Origin of the sequence: Pseudophaeobacter sp. TrK17, from assembly GCF_042192375.1 — a bacterium.
In the GTDB taxonomy this organism is placed as follows: domain Bacteria; phylum Pseudomonadota; class Alphaproteobacteria; order Rhodobacterales; family Rhodobacteraceae; genus Pseudophaeobacter.
Genome location: NZ_CP071700.1, coordinates 3,820,705 through 3,840,802 on the forward strand (window position 1 = coordinate 3,820,705; position 20,098 = coordinate 3,840,802).

A 20,098-nucleotide genomic window follows, 5' to 3' on the forward strand; every position below is an offset into this window, starting at 1 on the left:
CAAAAAAGAAAACCCCGCCCAGCAGCTTTGGCCGGGCGGGGTTTGTGTGTCTAGCAACTGGCAAGAGATCAGTTGTCGGATCCCTCGCTAGCGTCATCACCGCCCAAGGCACTGGGAGCAAAAACACCGCCAAAGCCGGAGTTGTTGCCCTCACTTTCGGTCTCGGCCTCTGCCCCGTCGCCGCTCAGGGTGCCGGGGGCAAAGACGCCACCAAAACCTGAGTTGTTACCGGTAGCAGGCTGGGACTGAACCGGCGCGGTTTCGCCCTGCTCTTCCTGTTGCTGCTGACGGCGCAGCTCACGCTGGCGCAGCAGTTCCTGGATACGCAGTTCGGACTCCATGCGCTTTTGCTCCTGCACATCCGCGATACATTGCTGCGGACTATAAACGGTCGCCGTGCCAACCACGGTCACCGTGGCACAGGCCACAATCACCAAGGCAACAGCCGCCCAGTTGGAGCTGAGAAAGCCGGGCAATTTGAACTGGCCTGAGCTCAGCTCTTCCACCGTGGCATCCTTGCGGGCCTCGGCCACCAGTTCCTTGCGGCGAATATTGGCCTCGTTGAACAGGGCAGCAAACACCGTGAGCAGAACGATAATAAAGGCCAGCGCCGAAATGGCCGGGGTGATCCCGTAGCGGACCTTTTGTGCCAGCTCGATGGTCAGGGTTGGGTATTCCCCAAAGGTGAAGGTGGTGGTGTTGTAGTTTTCAAAGCTCGCCAGAAAGGCCAGCACTGCGGCTGAGGCAATGGCGGGCTTCATGAAGGGCAACAACACCTTGCGAAAGGCCTGCGCATGGGTGGCGCCCAGGTCCAGCGCCGCCTCGGTCAGGGCAATGTCATAGCGCTGCAGTCGTGCCACCAGCACCAGCATGCAATAGCTGGCGATGAATGTAGACTGACCAATGACCGTCAGGAACAAGCCGTTGGACAGGAAGCTGTCCGCCCCCAGGCCCACCATCCGGTTGATCCGGTCCCAGAACACCAGCGTCGAGATACCAATAACCACACCCGGCACCAGAATTGGCGCAATGATGATGGTGTAGTAGGTCGCCCGCAGCTTGGGCCAGATCTGGGTCAACATCAGCGCCCCAGCCAACCCCATGGCCACCGACAGTACAACGGTGCCTGCGCCCACCAGGATGGAGTTCTTGATGCCATTCAGGATCCGTTCATCCTGAAACAGAGCCGAAAACCACTCAAAGGTCAGGCATTCCCAGGGCGTCGCCCGCGGGAACTCGGGCGAGTTGAAAGCGGTGATCGACATGATCACCAGCGGCCCAAGCAGGTAGGCAAAGAAGATTGCCAGATAGGCCCAGATGCTGAGGCGCATAAGAGAAAGGTTCTTCATTTGCCGATATCCCCCATGTTCACCTTGAAGACCCGCATCAGAGCAAGCACCAAGAGGATACAGGTGACCAGCAGCACCACCGCATAGGCCGCGCCCTGTGGCCAGTCAGAGTTGTCGTTGAATTGCTGGTAGATCAGCTGCGTGAACCACAGCGACGAAGGCCCGCCCAGGATCTGCGGTGCCGCCAGCGCCCCGGCTGACAACATGAACACCATGGTACAGCCCGAACTGATGCCCGGTTTGGCATAGGGAATGACAACCCGGCGGTGGATCATTGACCAGCTGGCGCCCATATCGCGCGCCGCTTCGATCTGGTTGCGGTCCAGGCTTTCGATCACATTGTAGATCGGGAAGATCATCAACAGGATATAGGCATAGCCCAGGCCCGCATAGAGCGCGATATCGTTGCGGACAAAGTCAAAGGGCGTATCAAATATCCCGGCCGCCACCAGCAGATTGTTCAGCACACCGGTCTCGCCAAAGATGATGCGCAGGGCAAAGGCGCGCAGGATCTCGTTGATCCAGTAAGGGATGATCAGCATCAGCGCAAAGATACGGATGTGATTACCCTTGGTCTGGGCCAGGTAATAGGCGATCGGGTAACACAGGATCAGGTTGAAAATGGTGACAAAAATCGCCGCGATCAGGGTGCGGTAAAACACCTTGAGATCCACCGCGTTGTAGTCCTGGCTGCCACCTTCGGGGCCAAAGACCAGATATTTGTAGTTCTCCATCGTATAGACGTCTTTTGGCCCGCCGATCTCAGGCGGTGGCAGGTTGGGACGGAAGGAGAAATCCAGCATCGACAGCTGCGGCAGGATGATCAGACCAATGGTCCAGAACAGCACCAGCCCCAGCATCAGAGAACCGATGCCCAGACCATTGCGGTCAAAAAACTCTTTTAGGAAACGAGGCATTGCCGCTCTCCCTATTCGGTGGCCAGATCGCCAGCGGGCAGGGCCACAGCGTTCTGGACATCATATTGCAGGGTCATCGGTTGCCCCTTGTGGCTGTCAAAAGACTGGCCAAGGTTCGGCAACGAGACCTTCATTTCCTTGCCGCCTTCGCCTTCCATGAAGATATTGAAGCTGTTGCCTTCAAATTCTTCGTTGGTGACGGTGGCGGTGACAAAGTGATCGCCTTCGGTGCCGACCGGTGCCAGGGCAAAGGCTTCGGGACGGATGAACATCATCGCGTCATCCCCCGGTTTCATCTTGCCCTGATTGGCCGAAGAAACCCGCGCCAGCAGATCCCCTGACCGGTTGGTGCTGATCATTGCGGTGTCGCCCGTCACCTGTTTCACCTTGCCCCGGAATACGTTGTTTTCGCCGACAAAAGACGCAGCAAAGGCGGTGGCGGGGTCGTTGTAGATGGTCTTGCCATCACCAATCTGATCAATGACACCTGCACGCATCACCGCGATATTATCGGACATGGTCAGCGCCTCGCCCTGATCATGGGTGATGTAGATAAAGGTGATGCCAACGCGTTTTTGAATTTCCCGCAGCTCGGTGCGCATGTGCTGGCGCAGTTTCAAGTCCAGCGCCGAAAGTGGCTCATCCAGCAGCAAAACATCCGGTTCCGCACAAAGAGCACGGGCAATGGCCACCCGCTGGCGCTGGCCACCTGACAGCTCCGAGGGCAGTTTGTCGCCCTGCCCCGGCAGCGCGATCATGTCCAGCAGCTCATCTGCGCGCTTGCGACGGTCCCGCGCCGACACGCCTTTGATTTCCAGGGAAAAGGTTATGTTCTCCCAGACCTTCATCAGCGGAAACAGCGCCAGATTCTGAAAGATCAGCGCAGTGGGACGTTTGTTCGGGCCGATGCCCTTCATATCCTTGCCGCCAATCAACACCTGACCTTCGCTAGGGTCTAAAAACCCCGAAACAGCGCGCAAAATCGTGGTTTTGCCGCAGCCAGAAGGCCCAAGGAAGGAAAAGAAATCGCCTCCGTTGATATGCACATTTGCGTCGCGCACCGCGACAAAATCTCCAAAGCGGATCCAGAGGTTTTCAAGATCTACGCCGACCCCAGCACTCATGTGGTCTCTCCTCAGCTCACAGCTCCTTTGCCCGGTGGAGAATACCCCCGGCGCAAACAGGCTGCTCTGTTCATTCAGATGTGTGTGATGCGTCCATGGGACATGCATGGCGCCCAGGCTGGCCCCCGGACGATCCAGGGGCCAGTTGGCTCAAAAACGGATCAGGCGCTTTTGAACTTGTTGACGAACTCGGTCCGCACTTCAGCATACCAAGGCGCTTCGGCAGGCCAGGGGTTCAGATTGGCCAGGCTGTCGCCAGGATAGGCTTCGGCAAAGTTCTTTTTGTAGACATCCCCCGAGAAGGTATCTGCACCCAGAACCGGCGAGTTGTAGCCATGGCTGTCGATCGCCTTACCAGCAGCTTCCTTGCCAAAGGCGTAGTCGATGAATGCATAGACCTGCTCTTCGTTTTTGGCACCGACGGGCATGGACATGCCGTCAACCCAGGCCATCGCGCCTTCAACAGGCGCTTGATAATGCACTGGCTCACCTGCTGCTTTCAGCGCCAGTGGTGGGCCATCCCAGGTCTGACCGACCACAACACCTTCGTTCAGCAGACCGTTTTTCTGGGTGTCGGCATCGTTCCAGATCAGCTTGATCCGGTCTTTGCGCGCCATACACCAGTCGGTGATCTTGCCCCAAACTTCGCGCATGGTGTCTTCGTCACCATAAGCCGCCCAGACGGAGCCAGGCTCCATTGCGCCAGAGGCTTCCATGTAGAGCCCCGCGCCTAGCATCATCGAATGGGCACGGCCCATGGTTTTGCCGGCGTTTTCTTCCGACCAGACATCGCCATAGGACGGCGCGTCGCCGGCTGGCAGCCATTTGTCGGTGCGGTAGGCGACACCTTCGGTGCCCCAGATATGAGGCAGCCAATGCACGCCGGCGCCGTCAAAGTTCCATGCCGATGTGCCGATTTTTGCCATCGCCGGGTTCACCGCGTCGATGTTGACTTTGTTCATGTCAAAGGGTTTCAGCAGCTCCAGTGGGCCCCACTGCAGCGACCGGTTGTTGGTGGGCGAGACGATGTCAAAGCCCTGACCCTTGGTGGCCTTCATCTTGTTGATGATTTCCTCGTTGGAACCAATACCGGTGTAATTCACCTTGATGCCGGTCTTTGCCTCAAAGCCTTCGATAAAGGCTGGGGGCAGGTAGTCCGACCACATCAGAATGTTGACTTCACCCGAAGACGCCAGCGCGCTTTTGGAATAGAGCGGCGCTGCAAGAGCAGCCGCACCGGCACTTTTCAGCAGGGTCCGGCGAGTGAAGCTAGATTTGGTAGTCATATTCAAATTTCTCCCTAGTGGGTTTGTTGGTATCGTTTTTTATTGTTTTTGGTACATTAAAGAGTGCGAGGCATTGCGCCCAACAAACAGTGACAGTTTCAAAAACTGATAAGGCCAAAATGCCGCAGCGGCAAAAAAATGGCTCCAGCTTTCAGGTGACATCGCCCGATTCTCCTTAACCCTTGCAGAATAAGGTGGTGTCGTAACAGGAGTTTGCGCCTCCCAAGCCGTTCCGTCAATGTAAACAGCCTTGCAACCCGGTTTGGACAGGGCGAGTGCCTGTCAAACAGACAGCCCGATCATGGCCACGCCCAGCGCCATCACGACAGCCGCCCCGAGACGGCGCATCCAGTTGCCTTCCCGCAGGAAAACGAAGCCAATCAGGGCGGCAAAAATGACCGAGGTTTCGCGCAGGGCCGAGACCGCCCCCAGCGGTGCGAAGTTTTTGGCAAAGAGCACAAGGCCATAGGCCGTCATCGAGACAAAGCCACCCAGAATGCCGATCAACCAACTGCGCGCCGGGATCTGCGCCAGCACCTGCCGTCGGCGCAGGCCAATAAAGGCGGCAATAAACAGATGCCCAAAGGCGCCCCAGGCCCAATAGCTGAGCGTATTACCCGACAAGCGGACCCCGAGACCGTCGACCAGCGAATAGAGCGAGATACAGACCCCAGTGCCCAGCGCATACCGCAACGCAGTGCTGCCCACCCCTGATTTCAGCGCCTGCCAGCTGCTCAGCTGGATCCCCAGACCAATCAGGCCAATGCCGAACCAGGCCTGCAGCGGCAGGAACTCCCCGGCAAAGACCATCGCCCACAGCGCCACCAGCGCAGGGACAACGCCACGGGCGATGGGGTAAACCACGCTCAGGTCGCCATGGCGATAGGCCTGTCCCAGCATGTAGAAATAGCCAAAATGGATCAGTGTCGACAGTGCCACATAGACCAGGCTTTCCAATTCCGGCAGCGGCAAATAGGCCACCATGACCGCGCCGGGAATGACGTGGCCCAGCGCCACCAGCCCCAGCGTCGTGGTGCGATCCGCCGCCGTTTTAACAATCGCGTTCCAAACCGCATGCAGCAGCGCGGCTGACAGAATGATGGCAACAACAAAGGGCGTCATGTTCCGGGAAACCTTTTTAATTCTGGCGATAAAACGCCCCGTTTAGAGCCTGTTTAGAGCCTGTTTCGCGCGGTCAACTGGCTTCCATCTCTTCGATCAATCGGGTCTCCAGCAGCTGGCCATTCTGATACAGCAACGGATAAGAGACCGCCGCCACGTGGCTGTTGAACTCGCGCAGTGCTCGCAGGGTTTCCAGATGAATATCCGAGGTTTCAAAACTGTGCCCGGTGCCCCGCTGCAGCCGCTTCAGGTGGCGCTTGCGGCTGTCGCGCTCCATCCGTTTGAGTTCCGTCTTTTCCAGGTTGAGCAACCGGGCGCTTTCCAGGTCGTTTGAAATCAGCACATTCGAGGCAAGCCGCAGATTGGCCATGATCGCCTCGTGCATATGCAGGATTTCGTCCCAGCCCTCTTTGGAAAACCGCAGGTGTTTTTTGTTCAGCTCCCCCGCCAGTACCGCCAAACGCCGCGCCGCCACATCGCCGGCGCTTTCCAGGCGGATGGCATATTCCACCATTTCACGGGCTTGTTTCAGCTCAGCCGGGGTAAAGTCCTGTTCGGGAATATCTGCCACATAGGAACGGATCCCTGACAGGCAGGCATCGACCTCGGGGTCCAGCTCCTGAACTGCCTTGATCTGCGCGCCGTCACCGGTTTTATACAGGTCCGAGAGCGGGCGAAACATGGTCTCGACCAGATCAGACATCCGCAACAGTTCCCGTTTCAAATTGGCCAGAACCTGCGCCGGTGGGCCATAGTGCCCCGGCTCCAAAGCGCTCGGTGGTCGTCCTGTCAGGCCAGCTTCCGGCACCGGGGGTTCTGCCATCAGGCGTGTCATCAAGGGCTCGAGTCGGCGGCAGATCGGCAGCGCCAGCAGCAACAGCGTGCCGTTGAAGGCAAGATGCAGATAGACCAGCATCTGCCCACCCATCGCCCCAACCTGCGGCCCGATCTGCAGCGCGGCCGCCAGGCTCGCACTCAGGCTGTCACCCAGGCCAGAATTCACCACCAGCAGGCAGGTCACCGCCCAGGTGCCGCGCAGGCCGAGGTTGGCATAGGGGATGCGCCGCGCGCTGTGTCTCATCCCGCGGCTCAGCCAGACAGGGATAAAGCCAGAGCCAAAATTTGCGCCCAACACCAGCGACAGACCTGCCTCAAAAGGGATGGCGCCGATCTGCACCAGGGTCACGCACATCAGAATGGCCGCCACCGAGGAATGCATCACAAAGGCAAGCCCCGCCCCCACCAGAAAGGCAGTGATATAGTCCCGCGCCAGATAGCCTGCCACGGCGGGCAAAAAGGCGCTGTCACGGATAGGGTCCATTGCCTCGCGCAAAAAGCGCAGCGAAATCAGAATAAAGGCGATCCCCATAAGGATCCGCCCCGCCTGCCGGGTTTTCTTGCCCTCGGTTTTGACAAAAAGGTAGCCCCCCACCGCCAATAGCACCGGCACCAGCCAGTCCAGATCGAAGGACAGGATCTGAATAATCAGCGCCGAACCCAGATCGCCCCCCAGCACGATGGCCAACCCGGTGGGAAAAGCCAGATACCCACCAGAGGCAAAGCCCGTCACCAGCAGCGTCACCGCCGCAGAGCTTTGCAGGACCAGCGCCATCCCAACGCCGACCCCACCTGCATGCAACTGGCTGCCGGTTCCGGTCAAAAGCCGCTGAAACGAGGCGCCATAGCTGCGCTCGATGCCGGTGCGCACCATACGCACGGCAAACAACAAAAACATCGTCGCCCCAGCCAGGCTGATGAGAAACGTCAAAATGGCCATATCATGCCTCTTCGGATATTGCGGTGGCCAGGGTGAACTCCACCCCCCAGTCCAGCAGCGACCGCGCCAGTTTCTTTCCCGGCTCCCGGTCGCTGACCAGATGCGTCAGTTGCTGCGGGTCTGGCCCACGATGTGGGGCGCCCTCGGAGAATTTTGCATGGGTGGTCACCACCATGATCTGCTCAGCCGCAGCAGTGACAGCAAGGGTCAGCTCTGCCTCGGCGGCATTGTGAAACAACAGCCCGTATTTTGGCGACAGCGCATCGGCAGATAAAATCGCCACATCAAAGGCAAACCGGGCAGCTTGCATTTCGGCCACCGGGCCAAAGGTGCCGCGATCGTCGCGACACATCTCACCACCCAGCAGATGCAGCCGGTTGCCATTGTGGTTGGCCAACAGCTGCGCCACCCCGATGGAATTGGTCACCACCGTCAGATTACGACGCTGCCGCAGGGCCTCTGCCACAAAGGAGGTGGTGGATCCCACATCCAGAAACACCGTCATGCCATCGGTGATCCTGGGCAAAACCGCTGTCGCAATCTGCGCCTTCTCTGTTGGGTTCTCCCCCATGCGCCGGAAAAAGCTGGGGCCTGCCTCGCCCGTGCCGCGCGGCCCCACCAGATAGGCTCCGCCATGGACCCGCTCAACCGAGCCCGCCTTGGCCAGGGCCTTGATGGTGCGGCGCACGGTTTCTTCCGACACATGCAGCATCATCGCCAGCTCGGCGCTGCGCCCGGATCCGCCCAACCGCCGCAGGGTTTCAAGCAGTTCAACCTCCCGGTGGGACGGCGCTGTAGGACGGGACATCGGGCAAAACTCCACAAAGACGGCAGATACAGTTCACAATTTTGCGGCAAAATGTCAGGTTAGCGCCAACATGGCAAGACAAACCCCACAAATTCCCAAAATTACTCTCGATAGCGGTCAATTGCGGTCAAAACCGTCAAGAAACCCTCTTCCCAAATCACAAATGACAGGCTTATCTGGCGCCAATGAGGCCCCCAGCTGACAAAGGACTCCAGCCTATGAGCACCGATCAAGCCCAGAAAAAGAACGTGCTGTTCATTCTGATCGACCAGCTGCGGGCCGATTGCCTGACAGGCGCGCTCGCCGCGCATGTCGCCCTGCCCAACCTGCGGTCCCTGATGGCAGAGGCGGTGACCTTTGAGCAAAATTATACCGTGGTAAACCCCTGCGGCCCCTCGCGCGCGTCAATCCTCACCGGGCAATATGCGATGAACCATCGCTCGGTGCGCAACGGCACCCCGCTGCGCCATGACACCCCCACCCTGCCCGGCGAGATGCGCAAGGCGGGATACACTCCGATGCTGTTTGGTTATACCGATACCGCCCGTGACCCCCGCACCCATCACCCCAATGATCCAGCCATCCGCACCTATGAACAGCATATGGACGGCTTTCAGGAGATGTTGGAGATGCGGCTGGAGATGTCCTATCCTTGGCGCGCCGATCTGCTCTCCAAGGGCTATACATTTGACACCTACTGGGATCTGCACAGGCCGGTCTCGCCCACTGGTGGCCCGGCCCGGCTGAACGATCCGGCGCCCTATTCGGCAGACGACAGTGACACCGCCTTTTTGACCAATCGGTTTCTGGCCACCATGCCCGCCTATGGCGACCAGAGCTGGTTTGCCCATCTCACCTATATTCGCCCGCACCCGCCGCTGGTGGCGCCTGCGCCCTATAATGCGATGTATGATCCCGCCGATCTGCCGCTGCCCCTGCGCCATGGCACGGTGGCGGAGGAATGCGCGATGCATCCGTTCTTTACCCCCACGACCCAGGCCTCTCCCCCGGCTTCTACGGTTTTGGGCTTTCCTGATCTGCAGCCAACGGATGAAAATATCCAAACCCTGCGGGCGCTTTATCTGGGGCTGGCAAGCGAAGTGGACGCCCATATCGGCCGGGTGATGCAGTTCCTCAAAGACAGCGGCCAGGACGACAACACCCTGGTGGTGCTGAGTGCCGACCACGGTGAGATGCTGGGCGACCGCCACAGCTGGGGCAAGTTCACCGTCTATGACGCCGCCTATAAAACTCCGCTGATCATCCGTATGCCCGGCAATGGCGCGCAGGCCGGGTCGGTGGTGCAGCAGATGACCGAATCCATCGACCTCACTCCGACCATTCTGGACTGGGTGGGGCAGGAGATTCCCAATTCAATGGATGGTGCCTCGCTGGTGCCGTTGCTGCGCGGTGAAATCCCCTCTGACTGGCGGCAATACACCTATTCCGAGCTGGATTTTGGCGACCCGCAGGGGCAGACGATCTGGCAACAGATGCTTGCCACCCCGACCTCCCAGTCCAGCCTCGCCATCCTGCGCGATGGGCGGTTCAGCCTGGTGGAGTTTGCCGCCGACCTGCCGCCGCTGCTGTTTGACCATCAGGGCGCCGGCGAAATGGAAAACCTGGCACAGGCCCCGGCGTTGCAGGCGGATCTGGCGCGACTGACCCGGCAGATGCTGCGCCACCGGATGCGCAACGCCGATCACAGCCTGTCGCTGCATAGCATCACAACCGATGGGCCACGCCAGCAAAAGCGCCACAGGCCGGGAGCCTAGCCCCGCCAGCGCTTTGCGTCCCGCCTCAACTGCGATCCGCCCCCTTGACCTAACCCCTGGCGCTCAGGCAAAACCGCCGTAGATTTAGCGGTAACACGGCGCGGGTTCGCCCGCTGGCAACGCAAGGTAAAGATCAAGATGACCTCCCTTCCCCAAGACGCCCGCACCCTGTTTGACGCCGCCGTGACCCGCGCCGATCCGGCAAAAGCGCTCAGCCAGGCGCTGCTCGCAACGCCGCTCCCTGCCTTGGAACCCGGCGGGCAGGACTATATCCTGGCGCTCGGCAAAGCGGCGGTTCCGATGATGCAGGAAATGCTGCGCCATATCCCAGAGCCGCGTCAGGCGCTGGTGATCACCAACCCGGAAAACCTGACAGAGGTCCCCGGCGCCAGGGTTCTGGCCGGGTCACATCCGGTGCCCGATCAGGCCAGTGCCGATGTCGGCGCAGCGGTCATAGATCTGGTGTCGCAAACCACCGCGCAGGACCGCATCACCGTGCTGGTCTCGGGTGGGGGGTCGTCGCTGATGGTGGCGCCTGCGGCGGGGATCAGCCTGGCGGACAAGGCCGCTGTTGGTGCGGCGCTGCTATCTTCCGGGTTGGACATTAATGAGATGAACCTGGTGCGCCAGCACCTGTCCGAGCTGAAAGGTGGCGGGTTGCTGCGCCATGCGGCCCCGGCATCGGTGCAGGCCTATATCTTGTCGGATGTGATTGGCGATGATCTGCGCGCCATTGCCTCGGGACCGACCGTTTCGCCATTGGGGGACCGCGCGGCGGCGCGCGCCCTGTTGCAGCGCGCCGGGATCTGGCAGGATCTGCCCGAGACAGTCAAAACCCATCTGGCACAGCAGTCGCCCACCAGCCCCCTGCCGGAGGCACAAAACAGCCTCATCGGCTCCAACCGTCACAGCCTGGCTGCGATGATGGAGCGCGCCCGCGCCCTGGGATGGCAGTCGCAGCTGGTCAGCGATCATCTGACTGGCGATGTCTGTGAAGCGGTTGAAGAAATCCTGCAGGCGGCCAAGGCAGCGCCAGGGGACCAGCCCGTCGCGCTGATCTTTGGCGGGGAGACCACCGTGCGCCTGCAGGGCGATGGGCGCGGTGGCCGCAACCAGGAACTGGCCCTGCGCATGGCCCAGCGCGGCGCCTCCGAATTGAGCGGAGACTGGCTATTCCTATCCGCTGGCACCGATGGCCGCGACGGCCCAACCGATGCGGCCGGCGGCTTTGCCACCCCGCAGACCTGGCAGGCTATTGCCGAGGCGGGCCAAGACCCTGCCGCTTTGCTGGCCAATAACGACAGCTACGCCGCGCTCAAAGCCGCCGAGGCCCTGCTGATCTGCGGCGGCACTGGCACCAATGTGGCGGATGTTCAGGTTTTTCTGCGACGGGCAGCTGACTAGGGTCCTGCCCCTCAAGCCCGCTCACAGATCAATCGCGTCGAGCTCATTGAGAAGATCCAGCAGCGCTTCATAGCGCTCCTCTCCCATTTTTTCACGGGTGCGCTCGACGATGGCGATGCTGGCGGCAATATTGGCCTCGATGATTTCGGCCCCTGCCGCGGTGATGCGGATCACCTGGCGGCGGCGGTCCACCTGGTCGCGCTCGCGGCTGATCAGGCCTTTTTCGTCCAGCTTTTGCAGGATCCGCGTCAGGCTGGGCAGCAGCAGGCAGGCCTGATCGGCGATCTCGGTTGGATCAATGCCGTTGCTTTCCTGCACCACCCGCAGCACCCGCCATTGCTGCTCCGTGAGATCCACATCGCTCAGCAGATGCCGGATCGGTCCCATGACTCGTTCACGCGCCCGTAAAAGGGCGATCGGCAAGGAGCGGGCGGTAGAGGGCAATCTGTTCTTCATATCTGCTTATCACTCATAATCCTGCCTAAAGGCAATTGCGGTCGCGATTTTTCACTGTTTGACAAACCGCCCCCTAAAAGCTACACATGTTAACAACAAATGTGAAGCCGTCCGGTTTCCCGGTCCCCAACAGGAGCCCAGCCATGCCAGTTCCCGCCCCCGTGCTTTATCCCCCTTTCAACATCGTTCGGCTGTCCCATGTGGAGTACCGCGTCACCGATCTGGCCGCCTCTCGCAAATTCTATGTCGAGATTCTCGGTCTTCAAGTCACCGAAGAAGACAACACCCACATCTATCTGCGGGCTATGGAGGAGCGCGGTCATCACTGTATCGTGCTGGTCCAGGCGGACACGGCCGAAGTCGGCGTGCTGGGCTTTAAGCTTTATGATGCGCCCGATCTTGAAAAGGCCGCCGCATTCTTTGCCGACAAAGGCCTGCCGGTGGACTGGGTTGAACGCCCCCACATGGGGCGCACCCTGCGCACCCGTGACCCCTGGGGCATTCCGCTGGAGTTCTACGTCAAGATGGAGCGCATGGCACCGATCCATCAGAAATATCGGCTCTATAACGGGGTAAAACCCCTGCGAATCGATCATTTCAACATGTTCTCGGCGGATGTGGATGCCTCTGTCGCGTTTTACAACGAGATCGGTTTCCGGGTGACGGAGTACACAGAGGACGACGAAAGCGGCAAGGTCTGGGCTGCCTGGATGCACCGCAAGGGCGGCGTGCATGATGTTGCCTTTACCAATGGCACCGGGCCACGTCTGCATCACAGCGCGTTCTGGGTGCCGACGCCGCTCAACATCATTGATCTGCTCGATCTGATGTCCACCACCGGTTATGTCGACAATATCGAACGTGGCCCGGGCCGCCATGGTATCTCCAACGCCTTCTTTCTCTATGTGCGCGACCCTGACGGCCATCGGATCGAGATCTATTGCTCGGATTATCAAACCGTTGATCCCGACCACGAGGCCATCAAATGGTCCCTGAAAGACCCACAGCGCCAAACGCTTTGGGGGGCTCCGGCGCCGCGCAGCTGGTTCGAAGAGGGCTCCACCTTCGAAGGCGCCACCACCCAAGACAGCGCCCTGACGGCACAGCCCATTATCGCCCCTTAGTATAGCAATTATGACAGCACCCTCCCCTTGGGTGGGGGCTATCCGGGCCAAGGCCCGAACACTGGAGTTTTGACAATGAAATGGGATGAATTCTCAGGCTGGGGCCGCCGCATTGCGGATTGGGCGCAGGACTATCACCTGACCGTTGGCGACAAGCCGGTGCGTGCCCGCACCGAACCCGGCGAGGTGCTGAACGCCCTGCCAGCAACGCCTCCCGAGGGCGGCGAGGGCATGGAGGCGATCTTTGCCGATTTTGAAGAGATCGTGATGCCGGGGATCACCCATTGGCAGCACCCGCGTTTCTTTGCCTATTTCACTTCCAATGCCGCTGCGCCCTCGGTGCTGGCGGAATTCCTGACCTCTGCCATCGCGCCACAATGTATGCTCTGGCAGACCTCTCCGGCGGCCACCGAGATGGAAACCCGGATGATGGACTGGCTGCGCCAGGCGCTGGATCTGCCCAAGGAGTTTCAGGGTGTCATTCAGGACAGCGCCTCGTCGGCGACCCTGGCTGCGGTCCTCACCATGCGGGAAAAGGCGCTGAACTGGCAGGGCAACCAACAGGGGCTGTTTGCGCAGAAACCACTGCGGATCTATTGCTCGAGCGAAGTGCATACATCAGTGGATCGCGCCATCTGGGTGGCCGGTATTGGCCAGCAAAACCTGGTGCGCGTGCCGATCAAAGGCGACTGGCGCGGCATGGACCCTGCCGCCCTGCGTCAAGCGATTGAGGCCGACATCGCCGCCGGGATGCAGCCTGCCGGGCTGATCCTCTGTGTTGGCGGCACCGGCACCGGCGCCACGGACCCAGTGGATGAGTGCCTGCAAATCGCCGAAGACTACGGGCTCTACAGCCATATCGACGCCGCCTGGGCGGGATCGGCGATGATCTGCCCCGAATACCGCCATTACTGGCCCGGGGTCGAGCGCGCCGACAGTATTGTCTTTAACCCGCATAAATGGCTGGGCGTGCAGTTTGATTGCTCGGCGCATTTTTTGAAAAACCCCGACGATCTGGTGCAGACTCTGGCGATCAGCCCCGAGTATCTGAAAACCCACGGCAAAGACGGTATCATCAATTACTCGGAATGGTCGGTGCCGCTGGGGCGGCGTTTCCGCGCGCTCAAGATCTGGTTCCTGATCCGCACCTATGGGCTGGAGGGCCTGCGGCAGCGCCTGCGCAACCACATCACCTGGTCCGAAGCCCTGCATGACAAGCTGGCAGCGACACCGGATTTTGAGATCGTCACCCCGCCGATGTGGTCGCTCTGGACCTTTCGTTATGCCCCCAAAGGCGCCTCCGATCTGGATGAGTTGAACCTGAAATTGGTCAATGCAATCAATGATGACGGGCGGATTTACCTCACTCAGACGCGGGTGGATGGCGATCTGGTGATCCGCTTTCAGGCCGGTCAGTTTGAAACCACCCAGGCCGACGTGATGATGGCCCACGGTGTCATCACCGAAATCGCCGCAACGCTCTAACGCGCCTGCGCTCCTCGCCTGGCTCCTCTGGCTGTCGCTTGCAGCCGGGGGAGAGGCACAGTAAGCCTGCGGTGCGGGAGAGAGGCGACATACGTATTTCCCTGCAATTGACCAAAATGCGAGGCCGCCGTTAGCCTGAAGGCACAGGAGCGAGACTGCGCCAGCCCTACACATTGGCGCGCCCTCAGGGAGGAACGACATGACACGCACTTTGCTAGCAGGAATGGTCTCTGCACTGGCACTGGCTTCGGCCGCCACTGCAGATATCAAGATTGCCCATATCTATGGCAAGACCGGCCCGTTTGAGGCTTATGCCAAACAAAGCCACGACGGGCTGATGCTGGGGCTGGAATATGCCACCGGCGGCACCATGGAGATCAATGGTGAGCCAATCGTGGTGATCGAAAAAGACACCCAGCTGAAACCAGAGAACGGCAAGGCCCTGCTGGAAGAGGCTTATGGCGACGACGAAGTTGATCTCGCCATTGGTCCGGTCAGCTCGGGCGTGGCCCTGGCAATGCTGCCGGTTGCCGAAGAATACGAAAAGATCCTGATTGTTGAGCCCGCCGTGGCCGACAGCATCACCGGCGCCAACTGGAACCGCTATATCTTCCGCACCTCGCGCAATTCATCGCAGGACGCGGTGTCCAGCGCCATCGCGCTGGCGGCTGACAACGTCAAGATCGCCACTCTGGCGCAGGACTATGCCTTTGGCCGCGACGGGGTCGCCGCCTTCCGCGAGGCCCTGGCCACCCAGGGCATCGAACTGGTCCACGAAGAATACGCCCCCACCGACACCACCGACTTTACCGCCGCGGGTGAGCGCATTTTTAACGCCATGAAAGACCTGGACGGCCCCAAAAAGCTGTTTGTGATCTGGGCCGGGGGTGGCAACCCGCTGGGAAAGATCAACGCCATGGATCCGGGCCGCTTTGGCATCGAATTTGCCGGGGTTGGCAATATCCTCGCCGCGCTGAAAGGTTTCAAAGACTATGAAGGCATGGAAGGCGGCACCTATTACTACTACGAGCTGCCCGACAATGAGGTAAACGACTGGCTGGTCAAAACCCATTTTGAGCGTTTTGATGGGCCGCCTGATTTCTTCACTGCCGGGGGCATGGCCGCAGGCATCGCCGCAGTTGAGGCGATCCGCAAGGCGGGCTCCACCGATACCGAGGAGCTGATCACCACGATGGAAGGCATGGAATGGGAAACCCCCAAAGGCACCATGCGATTCCGGGCGGAGGATCACCAGGCACTGCAGACCATGTACCATTTCAAACTGACCGTGCAGGACGGTGTGGAATGGGCGGTGCCAGAACTGGTGCGCGAACTGCCGATCGACGAGATGCCAATCCCGATCCGCAACCAGTAAGCCTGTAAACAGTCAATCTCCATGGCCCAGGGATCTCATCTTTGGGCCATGGTTTTTCAGCAGCGGGCCGCGCGGCCCCAGTCTGCCCCTTTTCTCAGACCGGGCGCGCAGCCAGTTGCGCGGCACGTGCCTGCAGAGAACACTCCGAGATCAAAATGACCCAACCCATTCTGAAGACCCGTGACCTGACCGTCCGCTTTGGTGGCCATGTGGCTGTTGATGCCGTCAGCTGCGCGTTTAACGCCGGTGAGCTCACCGCGATTGTCGGCCCCAATGGCGCCGGAAAAACCACCTATTTCAACCTGATATCGGGCCAGATCCCGGCCTCCGCCGGTCAGGTGTCACTGCGCGGTCGCGACATCACCCGCGCCTCGGTCTCTGCCCGTACCAAGGCCGGCATTGGCCGCGCCTTTCAGCTGACCAATCTGTTTCCAGGGCTGAGCGTGCTGGAAAACCTGCGGTTGGTGGTGCAGGCAAAACTGGGGCGCGGTTTTAACCTGTGGTCCATGGTGTCGCGTCACCAGGACCTGACGGATCAGGCCGAAGAGATCCTCGCCCAGGTGCATCTGCTGGATCAACGGGATCAGGTGGTGTCGGAGCTGTCCCATGGCAACCAGCGCAAACTGGAGGTCGCCTTGCTGATCGCTCAGGACCCGGATGTCTATATGTTTGACGAACCCACCGCCGGCATGAGCGTCGACGAGGCCCCGGTGGTTCTGGATCTGATTGCCGAGCTGAAACAGCAAAAAGACCGCAGCATTCTGCTGGTCGAACACAAGATGGACGTGATCCGCAGCCTCGCGGATCGCATTATCGTGTTGCACAATGGTGCCCTTGCCGCAGATGGCCCCCCGGCTGAGGTCATGGCCTCGGATGTGGTACAAGAAGCCTATATGGGCCGTGGTCTCGAAGGAATTCTCGCAGATGTCTGATGCCATCCTGACGCTGGAGGGCGTCTATACCAATATCGCTCAGTACCATATTCTACAGGGCGTCGATCTGGCGGTGCCCCGTGGCGGTGTCACTATGCTGTTGGGGCGCAACGGTGTTGGCAAAACCACCACATTGCGCAGCATCATCGGCCACTGGCGCGCCCATCAGGGCCGCATCCTGTTTGACGGCACCGACATCACCAAGCTGCCCACCCCGGCCATAGCCCGTCTTGGTATCGGATTTGTGCCCGAAGACATGGGCATCTTTGCCGATCTCACGGTTGAGGAAAACATGACCCTCGCCGCGGTCAGCGGCCCGATCAACTCGGCCCGGCTCGACTGGATCTTCACCGCCTTCCCGCCGCTGAAAACATTCTGGAAATCCGATGCCGGCACCCTGTCGGGTGGGCAAAAACAGATGCTGTCGATTGCCCGCGCGATGATCGAAGAACGTAAGCTCTACCTGATTGATGAGCCCACCAAAGGCCTGGCCCCTGCAATCATCTCGACCATGGCCAAGGCTCTGAAAGATCTCAAAGATCAGGGTGCTTCAGTGTTATTGGTGGAGCAGAATTTTGCCGTCGCCAAAGCCCTCGGCGACAGCGCCAACGTGATGGATGATGGCCGCATGATCTGGTCCGGTGACATGGCGGACCTTGGCCGCGATGCTGCCCTGCAGGAACGGCTGATGGGCCTCAGCATGGAGACCCACTGAATGTCCCGGTTCCAAAGCTTCTCCCCCAGCCCGTTCCCGGCTGGATACTCCGCCCCCGCGCCCTATAAACTGATGGAGGCTCTGATATGAGTGCCGCCCCCGAACATGCGCCCACCATGGCCCAGGCCACCCTGTCTGAGCGCATCGGCCCCTATATGCCCGTCCTGCTGGTGCCGCTGCTGGCCATCGCCGGATTTCTCGCGATCCTGAATCCAGCCAGTTGGCTGACCCTCACGGTTTCCGGCCTCGCCATGGGCATGATGATCTTCATCATGGCCTCGGGACTGACGCTGGTCTTTGGCCTGATGGATGTGATCAACTTTGGCCATGGTGCCTTTGTCTCTGTCGGCGCCTTTGTCGGCATCACCGTGCTGATGGGGCTGGGCCACCTGACCGAAGCCCCCTCGCTGATGCTCAACCTCGGCGCGGTGCTGCTGGCTGTCATCGGCGCCATGCTGGCCACTGGCGCCATGGGGTATGCCTTTGAAAAGGTCATTGTCGCCCCCGTTTATGGCCATCACCTGAAACAGATCCTGGTTACCATGGGCGGGCTCATCGTGGTGGAACAGCTGATCATCGTGCTTTGGGGTCCGGAAGAGATCTATTTCAACCGCCCCGAAGCCCTGAAAGGTGCCGTGACCTTTGCCGGCGCCGCAATCGAAAAATACCGGCTGGTGGCGGTGGCCGTGGGGCTGGCGGTCTTTGCCACCATGCGCTGGGTGCTGCGCCGCACCAAAATTGGCCTGATCGTGCGCGCCGGTGTCGAAAACGGTGAAATGGTGCAGGCGCTTGGCTACCGGCTCAAGCTGGTCTTTGTCGGTGTCTTTATTGCCGGCTCTGCCCTTGCAGGGCTCGGGGGCGTCATGTGGGCGCTCTACCAAGAGGTGATCACCGCCCATATGGGCAATCACGCGATGATCCTGATCTTTATCGTGGTGATCATCGGCGGGCTTGGCTCGGTTGAGGGCTGCTTCATCGGCGCGCTCCTGGTGGGGCTGATGCAGAACTACATCGCCTTTATCGAGCCCAAAGCCGCCCTCATTTCCAATATTGCCCTGATGGTCACCATTCTGATGTGGCGCCCTATGGGTATGATTCCGGTGGTAAAAGCAAAATGATCCGCTCTCTTCTCTCTGGCGATATGCCGCGTTCCCTGCCGCTGGCGCTGATCCTTGGCGGCATTCTGTTCTGCCTGGCGCTGGCCCCCTTCTTGTTTCCCGGCGTGCGCACCGTTGATACCGCGGCGCGGATCTGCATCTTTATCGTGCTGGTGGCCAGCTATGATCTGCTGCTGGGCTATGGCGGTATCGTCAGTTTTGCCCATACCATGTTCTTTGGCATCGGTGCTTACGGCGTTGCCCTGACTTCTGCCCATATGGGGCGCGGCTTTGATGCCATCGCCATCGGCGCCCTGGCAGGCGCAGGTCTGGCAGCGGCTCTGGCGCTGCTGATCGGGCTGTTTTCGCTCCGCGTCAGGGCCATTTTCTTTGCCATGATCACCCTCGCGGTGGCCTCGGCGGTGGCGGTGCTGGTCAGCCAGCTCTCGGGCCTGACGGGCGGCGAGGATGGCCTCACCTTCAAAACCCCGCGCGAACTTGGCCCCGCCTTCAAATTTGGCAAAGACACCTTTGGCGGCACTCTCTTTGGCGTCAAACTGAACGGCAAACTGCTCGCCTACTACTTTGTTTTCATTGGCGCCACCCTGCTGTTTCTGGCGCTGCTGCGGGTGGTGAACTCACCCTTTGGCCGGGTACTGCAGGCAATCCGCGAAAACGACTTTCGCGCCGAATCCATTGGCTACCGGGTGGTCTACTACCGGGTTGCAGCCACCTGCCTCTCAGCGGCAATTGCCGCACTGGCGGGCTCTCTTTATGCGGTCTGGCTGCGCTATGTGGGCCCCGACACCGTGCTGTCGATGGAGCTGATGATTGATATCCTCCTGATGGTGGTCATCGGCGGCATGGGCACGCTCTATGGTGCGATGATCGGCGCCACTCTGTTTGTGCTGGCGCAGAACTACCTGCAAAACCTGATGGGCGCCGCCTCTCATCTGGTCGAGGGACTGCCGCTGCTGCCGGAACTGCTCAGCGCCGACCGTTGGCTGCTCTGGCTGGGTGTGCTGTTTATCCTCAGCGTCTACTTCTTCCCAACCGGCGTTGTGGGGCGGCTGCGCGAAAACCGCTAGCCCGGCCCCTGGCACCTTACGAACGGCCACCTACGGGTCGCTGTGTTTCGCGGGTCAAGGGCCGCTGTAAGCGGCCGCGCGCCAGCGCGGTTCACCCTTGACGCGCAGCCCTTTCACAAACTTAGAACAGGCGCCTCAGGGCAGACCTGCCCCTGAGGGCCTTCTCAGCAGACTTTCTTTTTTGCACCGCGCCAGCGGTGCCCCCTCAAAAAACCAGCACCGCGGCAGCGGTGCTGGGCCCAACGGGAACGGGTGGATCTTTGA

General features: G+C 60.2%; 17 protein-coding genes. 9 read left to right on the forward strand and 8 right to left on the reverse strand.

Going from position 1 to position 20,098, the window contains the following annotated elements; all coding sequences use genetic code 11:
- Window positions 1-68 precede the first annotated feature (68 nt).
- From JZI28_RS18230 to JZI28_RS18260, 7 genes are all read right to left on the reverse strand, one after another.
- Window positions 69-1,349: an ABC transporter permease gene (locus JZI28_RS18230; protein ID WP_297339724.1), complete on the reverse strand. Its 1,281-nt coding sequence runs from the start codon at window positions 1,347-1,349 to the stop codon at window positions 69-71.
- The gene (locus JZI28_RS18235; protein ID WP_295455501.1) at window positions 1,346-2,266 is read right to left on the reverse strand and encodes an ABC transporter permease; all 921 of its coding nucleotides are present in this window, start codon (window positions 2,264-2,266) and stop codon (window positions 1,346-1,348) included. Before JZI28_RS18235 ends, JZI28_RS18230 begins: the two co-directional genes overlap by 4 nt.
- Before the next feature lie 11 nt (window positions 2,267-2,277).
- Entirely contained in the window at window positions 2,278-3,390 is a 1,113-nt protein-coding gene (locus JZI28_RS18240) for an ABC transporter ATP-binding protein (protein WP_295455499.1), read from the reverse strand.
- A gap of 161 nt (window positions 3,391-3,551) precedes the next feature.
- Window positions 3,552-4,676 carry an extracellular solute-binding protein gene (locus tag JZI28_RS18245; protein WP_375698510.1) on the reverse strand — a complete coding sequence of 375 codons (1,125 nt, stop codon included), beginning with the start codon at window positions 4,674-4,676 and terminating at the stop codon, window positions 3,552-3,554.
- A gap of 282 nt (window positions 4,677-4,958) precedes the next feature.
- Window positions 4,959-5,798 carry a hypothetical protein gene (locus JZI28_RS18250; protein WP_375698511.1) on the reverse strand — a complete coding sequence of 280 codons (840 nt, stop codon included), beginning with the start codon at window positions 5,796-5,798 and terminating at the stop codon, window positions 4,959-4,961.
- A 73-nt stretch (window positions 5,799-5,871) separates the two neighbouring features.
- Window positions 5,872-7,575 carry a Na/Pi cotransporter family protein gene (locus JZI28_RS18255; RefSeq protein WP_353396879.1) on the reverse strand — a complete coding sequence of 568 codons (1,704 nt, stop codon included), beginning with the start codon at window positions 7,573-7,575 and terminating at the stop codon, window positions 5,872-5,874.
- A 1-nt stretch (window position 7,576) separates the two neighbouring features.
- Window positions 7,577-8,383: a DeoR/GlpR family DNA-binding transcription regulator gene (locus JZI28_RS18260; protein WP_375698512.1), complete on the reverse strand. Its 807-nt coding sequence runs from the start codon at window positions 8,381-8,383 to the stop codon at window positions 7,577-7,579.
- Window positions 8,384-8,601: 218 nt separating this feature from the next.
- Between JZI28_RS18260 and JZI28_RS18265 the strand changes: the two genes are divergently transcribed.
- Both JZI28_RS18265 and JZI28_RS18270 read left to right on the forward strand, forming a co-directional pair.
- A complete protein-coding gene (locus JZI28_RS18265) occupies window positions 8,602-10,158 on the forward strand; it encodes a sulfatase-like hydrolase/transferase (RefSeq protein ID WP_375698513.1) in 1,557 nt (518 codons plus the stop codon).
- A 138-nt stretch (window positions 10,159-10,296) separates the two neighbouring features.
- Window positions 10,297-11,562: a glycerate kinase gene (locus tag JZI28_RS18270; RefSeq protein WP_375698514.1), complete on the forward strand. Its 1,266-nt coding sequence runs from the start codon at window positions 10,297-10,299 to the stop codon at window positions 11,560-11,562.
- Between the two features lie 21 nt (window positions 11,563-11,583).
- Here the strand turns inward: JZI28_RS18270 and hpaR are convergent, their stop codons facing one another.
- Window positions 11,584-12,018 carry a homoprotocatechuate degradation operon regulator HpaR gene (gene hpaR, locus JZI28_RS18275; RefSeq protein ID WP_295455488.1) on the reverse strand — a complete coding sequence of 145 codons (435 nt, stop codon included), beginning with the start codon at window positions 12,016-12,018 and terminating at the stop codon, window positions 11,584-11,586.
- Window positions 12,019-12,161: 143 nt separating this feature from the next.
- Here hpaR and hpaD point away from each other — a divergent pair, with 143 nt between their 5' ends.
- The 7 genes from hpaD to JZI28_RS18310 all read left to right on the forward strand — a co-directional run bounded on the left by hpaD (window position 12,162) and on the right by JZI28_RS18310 (window position 19,834).
- Entirely contained in the window at window positions 12,162-13,142 is a 981-nt protein-coding gene (gene hpaD / locus JZI28_RS18280; RefSeq protein WP_375698515.1) for a 3,4-dihydroxyphenylacetate 2,3-dioxygenase, read from the forward strand.
- A gap of 75 nt (window positions 13,143-13,217) precedes the next feature.
- On the forward strand, window positions 13,218-14,627 hold the full coding sequence (locus JZI28_RS18285) for a pyridoxal phosphate-dependent decarboxylase family protein (protein WP_375698516.1): 1,410 nt from the start codon (window positions 13,218-13,220) through the stop codon (window positions 14,625-14,627).
- Window positions 14,628-14,826: 199 nt separating this feature from the next.
- On the forward strand, window positions 14,827-16,002 hold the full coding sequence (locus JZI28_RS18290; RefSeq protein WP_295455482.1) for a substrate-binding domain-containing protein: 1,176 nt from the start codon (window positions 14,827-14,829) through the stop codon (window positions 16,000-16,002).
- A gap of 155 nt (window positions 16,003-16,157) precedes the next feature.
- Entirely contained in the window at window positions 16,158-16,934 is a 777-nt protein-coding gene (locus tag JZI28_RS18295; protein ID WP_375698517.1) for an ABC transporter ATP-binding protein, read from the forward strand.
- Window positions 16,927-17,649, forward strand: coding sequence for an ABC transporter ATP-binding protein (locus JZI28_RS18300; protein ID WP_295455478.1), 723 nt, complete (start codon window positions 16,927-16,929; stop codon window positions 17,647-17,649). Before JZI28_RS18295 ends, JZI28_RS18300 begins: the two co-directional genes overlap by 8 nt.
- A gap of 86 nt (window positions 17,650-17,735) precedes the next feature.
- Window positions 17,736-18,767 carry a branched-chain amino acid ABC transporter permease gene (locus JZI28_RS18305; protein WP_295455476.1) on the forward strand — a complete coding sequence of 344 codons (1,032 nt, stop codon included), beginning with the start codon at window positions 17,736-17,738 and terminating at the stop codon, window positions 18,765-18,767.
- Window positions 18,764-19,834, forward strand: a complete 1,071-nt coding sequence (locus tag JZI28_RS18310; RefSeq protein ID WP_348152258.1) for a branched-chain amino acid ABC transporter permease — start codon at window positions 18,764-18,766, stop codon at window positions 19,832-19,834. Before JZI28_RS18305 ends, JZI28_RS18310 begins: the two co-directional genes overlap by 4 nt.
- The last annotated feature ends 264 nt before the right edge of the window (window positions 19,835-20,098 follow it).

Excerpts from the sequence above, each read along its gene's own strand:
- JZI28_RS18230 (WP_297339724.1), bottom strand. The coding sequence starts at position 1,349 with ATGAAGAACCTTTCTCTTATGCGCCTCAGCATCTGGGCCTATCTGGCA.
- JZI28_RS18235 (WP_295455501.1), bottom strand. The coding sequence starts at position 2,266 with ATGCCTCGTTTCCTAAAAGAGTTTTTTGACCGCAATGGTCTGGGCATC.
- JZI28_RS18240 (WP_295455499.1), bottom strand. The coding sequence starts at position 3,390 with ATGAGTGCTGGGGTCGGCGTAGATCTTGAAAACCTCTGGATCCGCTTT.
- JZI28_RS18245 (WP_375698510.1), bottom strand. The coding sequence starts at position 4,676 with ATGACTACCAAATCTAGCTTCACTCGCCGGACCCTGCTGAAAAGTGCC.
- JZI28_RS18250 (WP_375698511.1), bottom strand. The coding sequence starts at position 5,798 with ATGACGCCCTTTGTTGTTGCCATCATTCTGTCAGCCGCGCTGCTGCAT.
- JZI28_RS18255 (WP_353396879.1), bottom strand. The coding sequence starts at position 7,575 with ATGGCCATTTTGACGTTTCTCATCAGCCTGGCTGGGGCGACGATGTTT.
- JZI28_RS18260 (WP_375698512.1), bottom strand. The coding sequence starts at position 8,383 with ATGTCCCGTCCTACAGCGCCGTCCCACCGGGAGGTTGAACTGCTTGAA.
- JZI28_RS18265 (WP_375698513.1), top strand. The coding sequence starts at position 8,602 with ATGAGCACCGATCAAGCCCAGAAAAAGAACGTGCTGTTCATTCTGATC.
- JZI28_RS18270 (WP_375698514.1), top strand. The coding sequence starts at position 10,297 with ATGACCTCCCTTCCCCAAGACGCCCGCACCCTGTTTGACGCCGCCGTG.
- hpaR (WP_295455488.1), bottom strand. The coding sequence starts at position 12,018 with ATGAAGAACAGATTGCCCTCTACCGCCCGCTCCTTGCCGATCGCCCTT.
- hpaD (WP_375698515.1), top strand. The coding sequence starts at position 12,162 with ATGCCAGTTCCCGCCCCCGTGCTTTATCCCCCTTTCAACATCGTTCGG.
- JZI28_RS18285 (WP_375698516.1), top strand. The coding sequence starts at position 13,218 with ATGAAATGGGATGAATTCTCAGGCTGGGGCCGCCGCATTGCGGATTGG.
- JZI28_RS18290 (WP_295455482.1), top strand. The coding sequence starts at position 14,827 with ATGACACGCACTTTGCTAGCAGGAATGGTCTCTGCACTGGCACTGGCT.
- JZI28_RS18295 (WP_375698517.1), top strand. The coding sequence starts at position 16,158 with ATGACCCAACCCATTCTGAAGACCCGTGACCTGACCGTCCGCTTTGGT.
- JZI28_RS18300 (WP_295455478.1), top strand. The coding sequence starts at position 16,927 with ATGTCTGATGCCATCCTGACGCTGGAGGGCGTCTATACCAATATCGCT.
- JZI28_RS18305 (WP_295455476.1), top strand. The coding sequence starts at position 17,736 with ATGAGTGCCGCCCCCGAACATGCGCCCACCATGGCCCAGGCCACCCTG.
- JZI28_RS18310 (WP_348152258.1), top strand. The coding sequence starts at position 18,764 with ATGATCCGCTCTCTTCTCTCTGGCGATATGCCGCGTTCCCTGCCGCTG.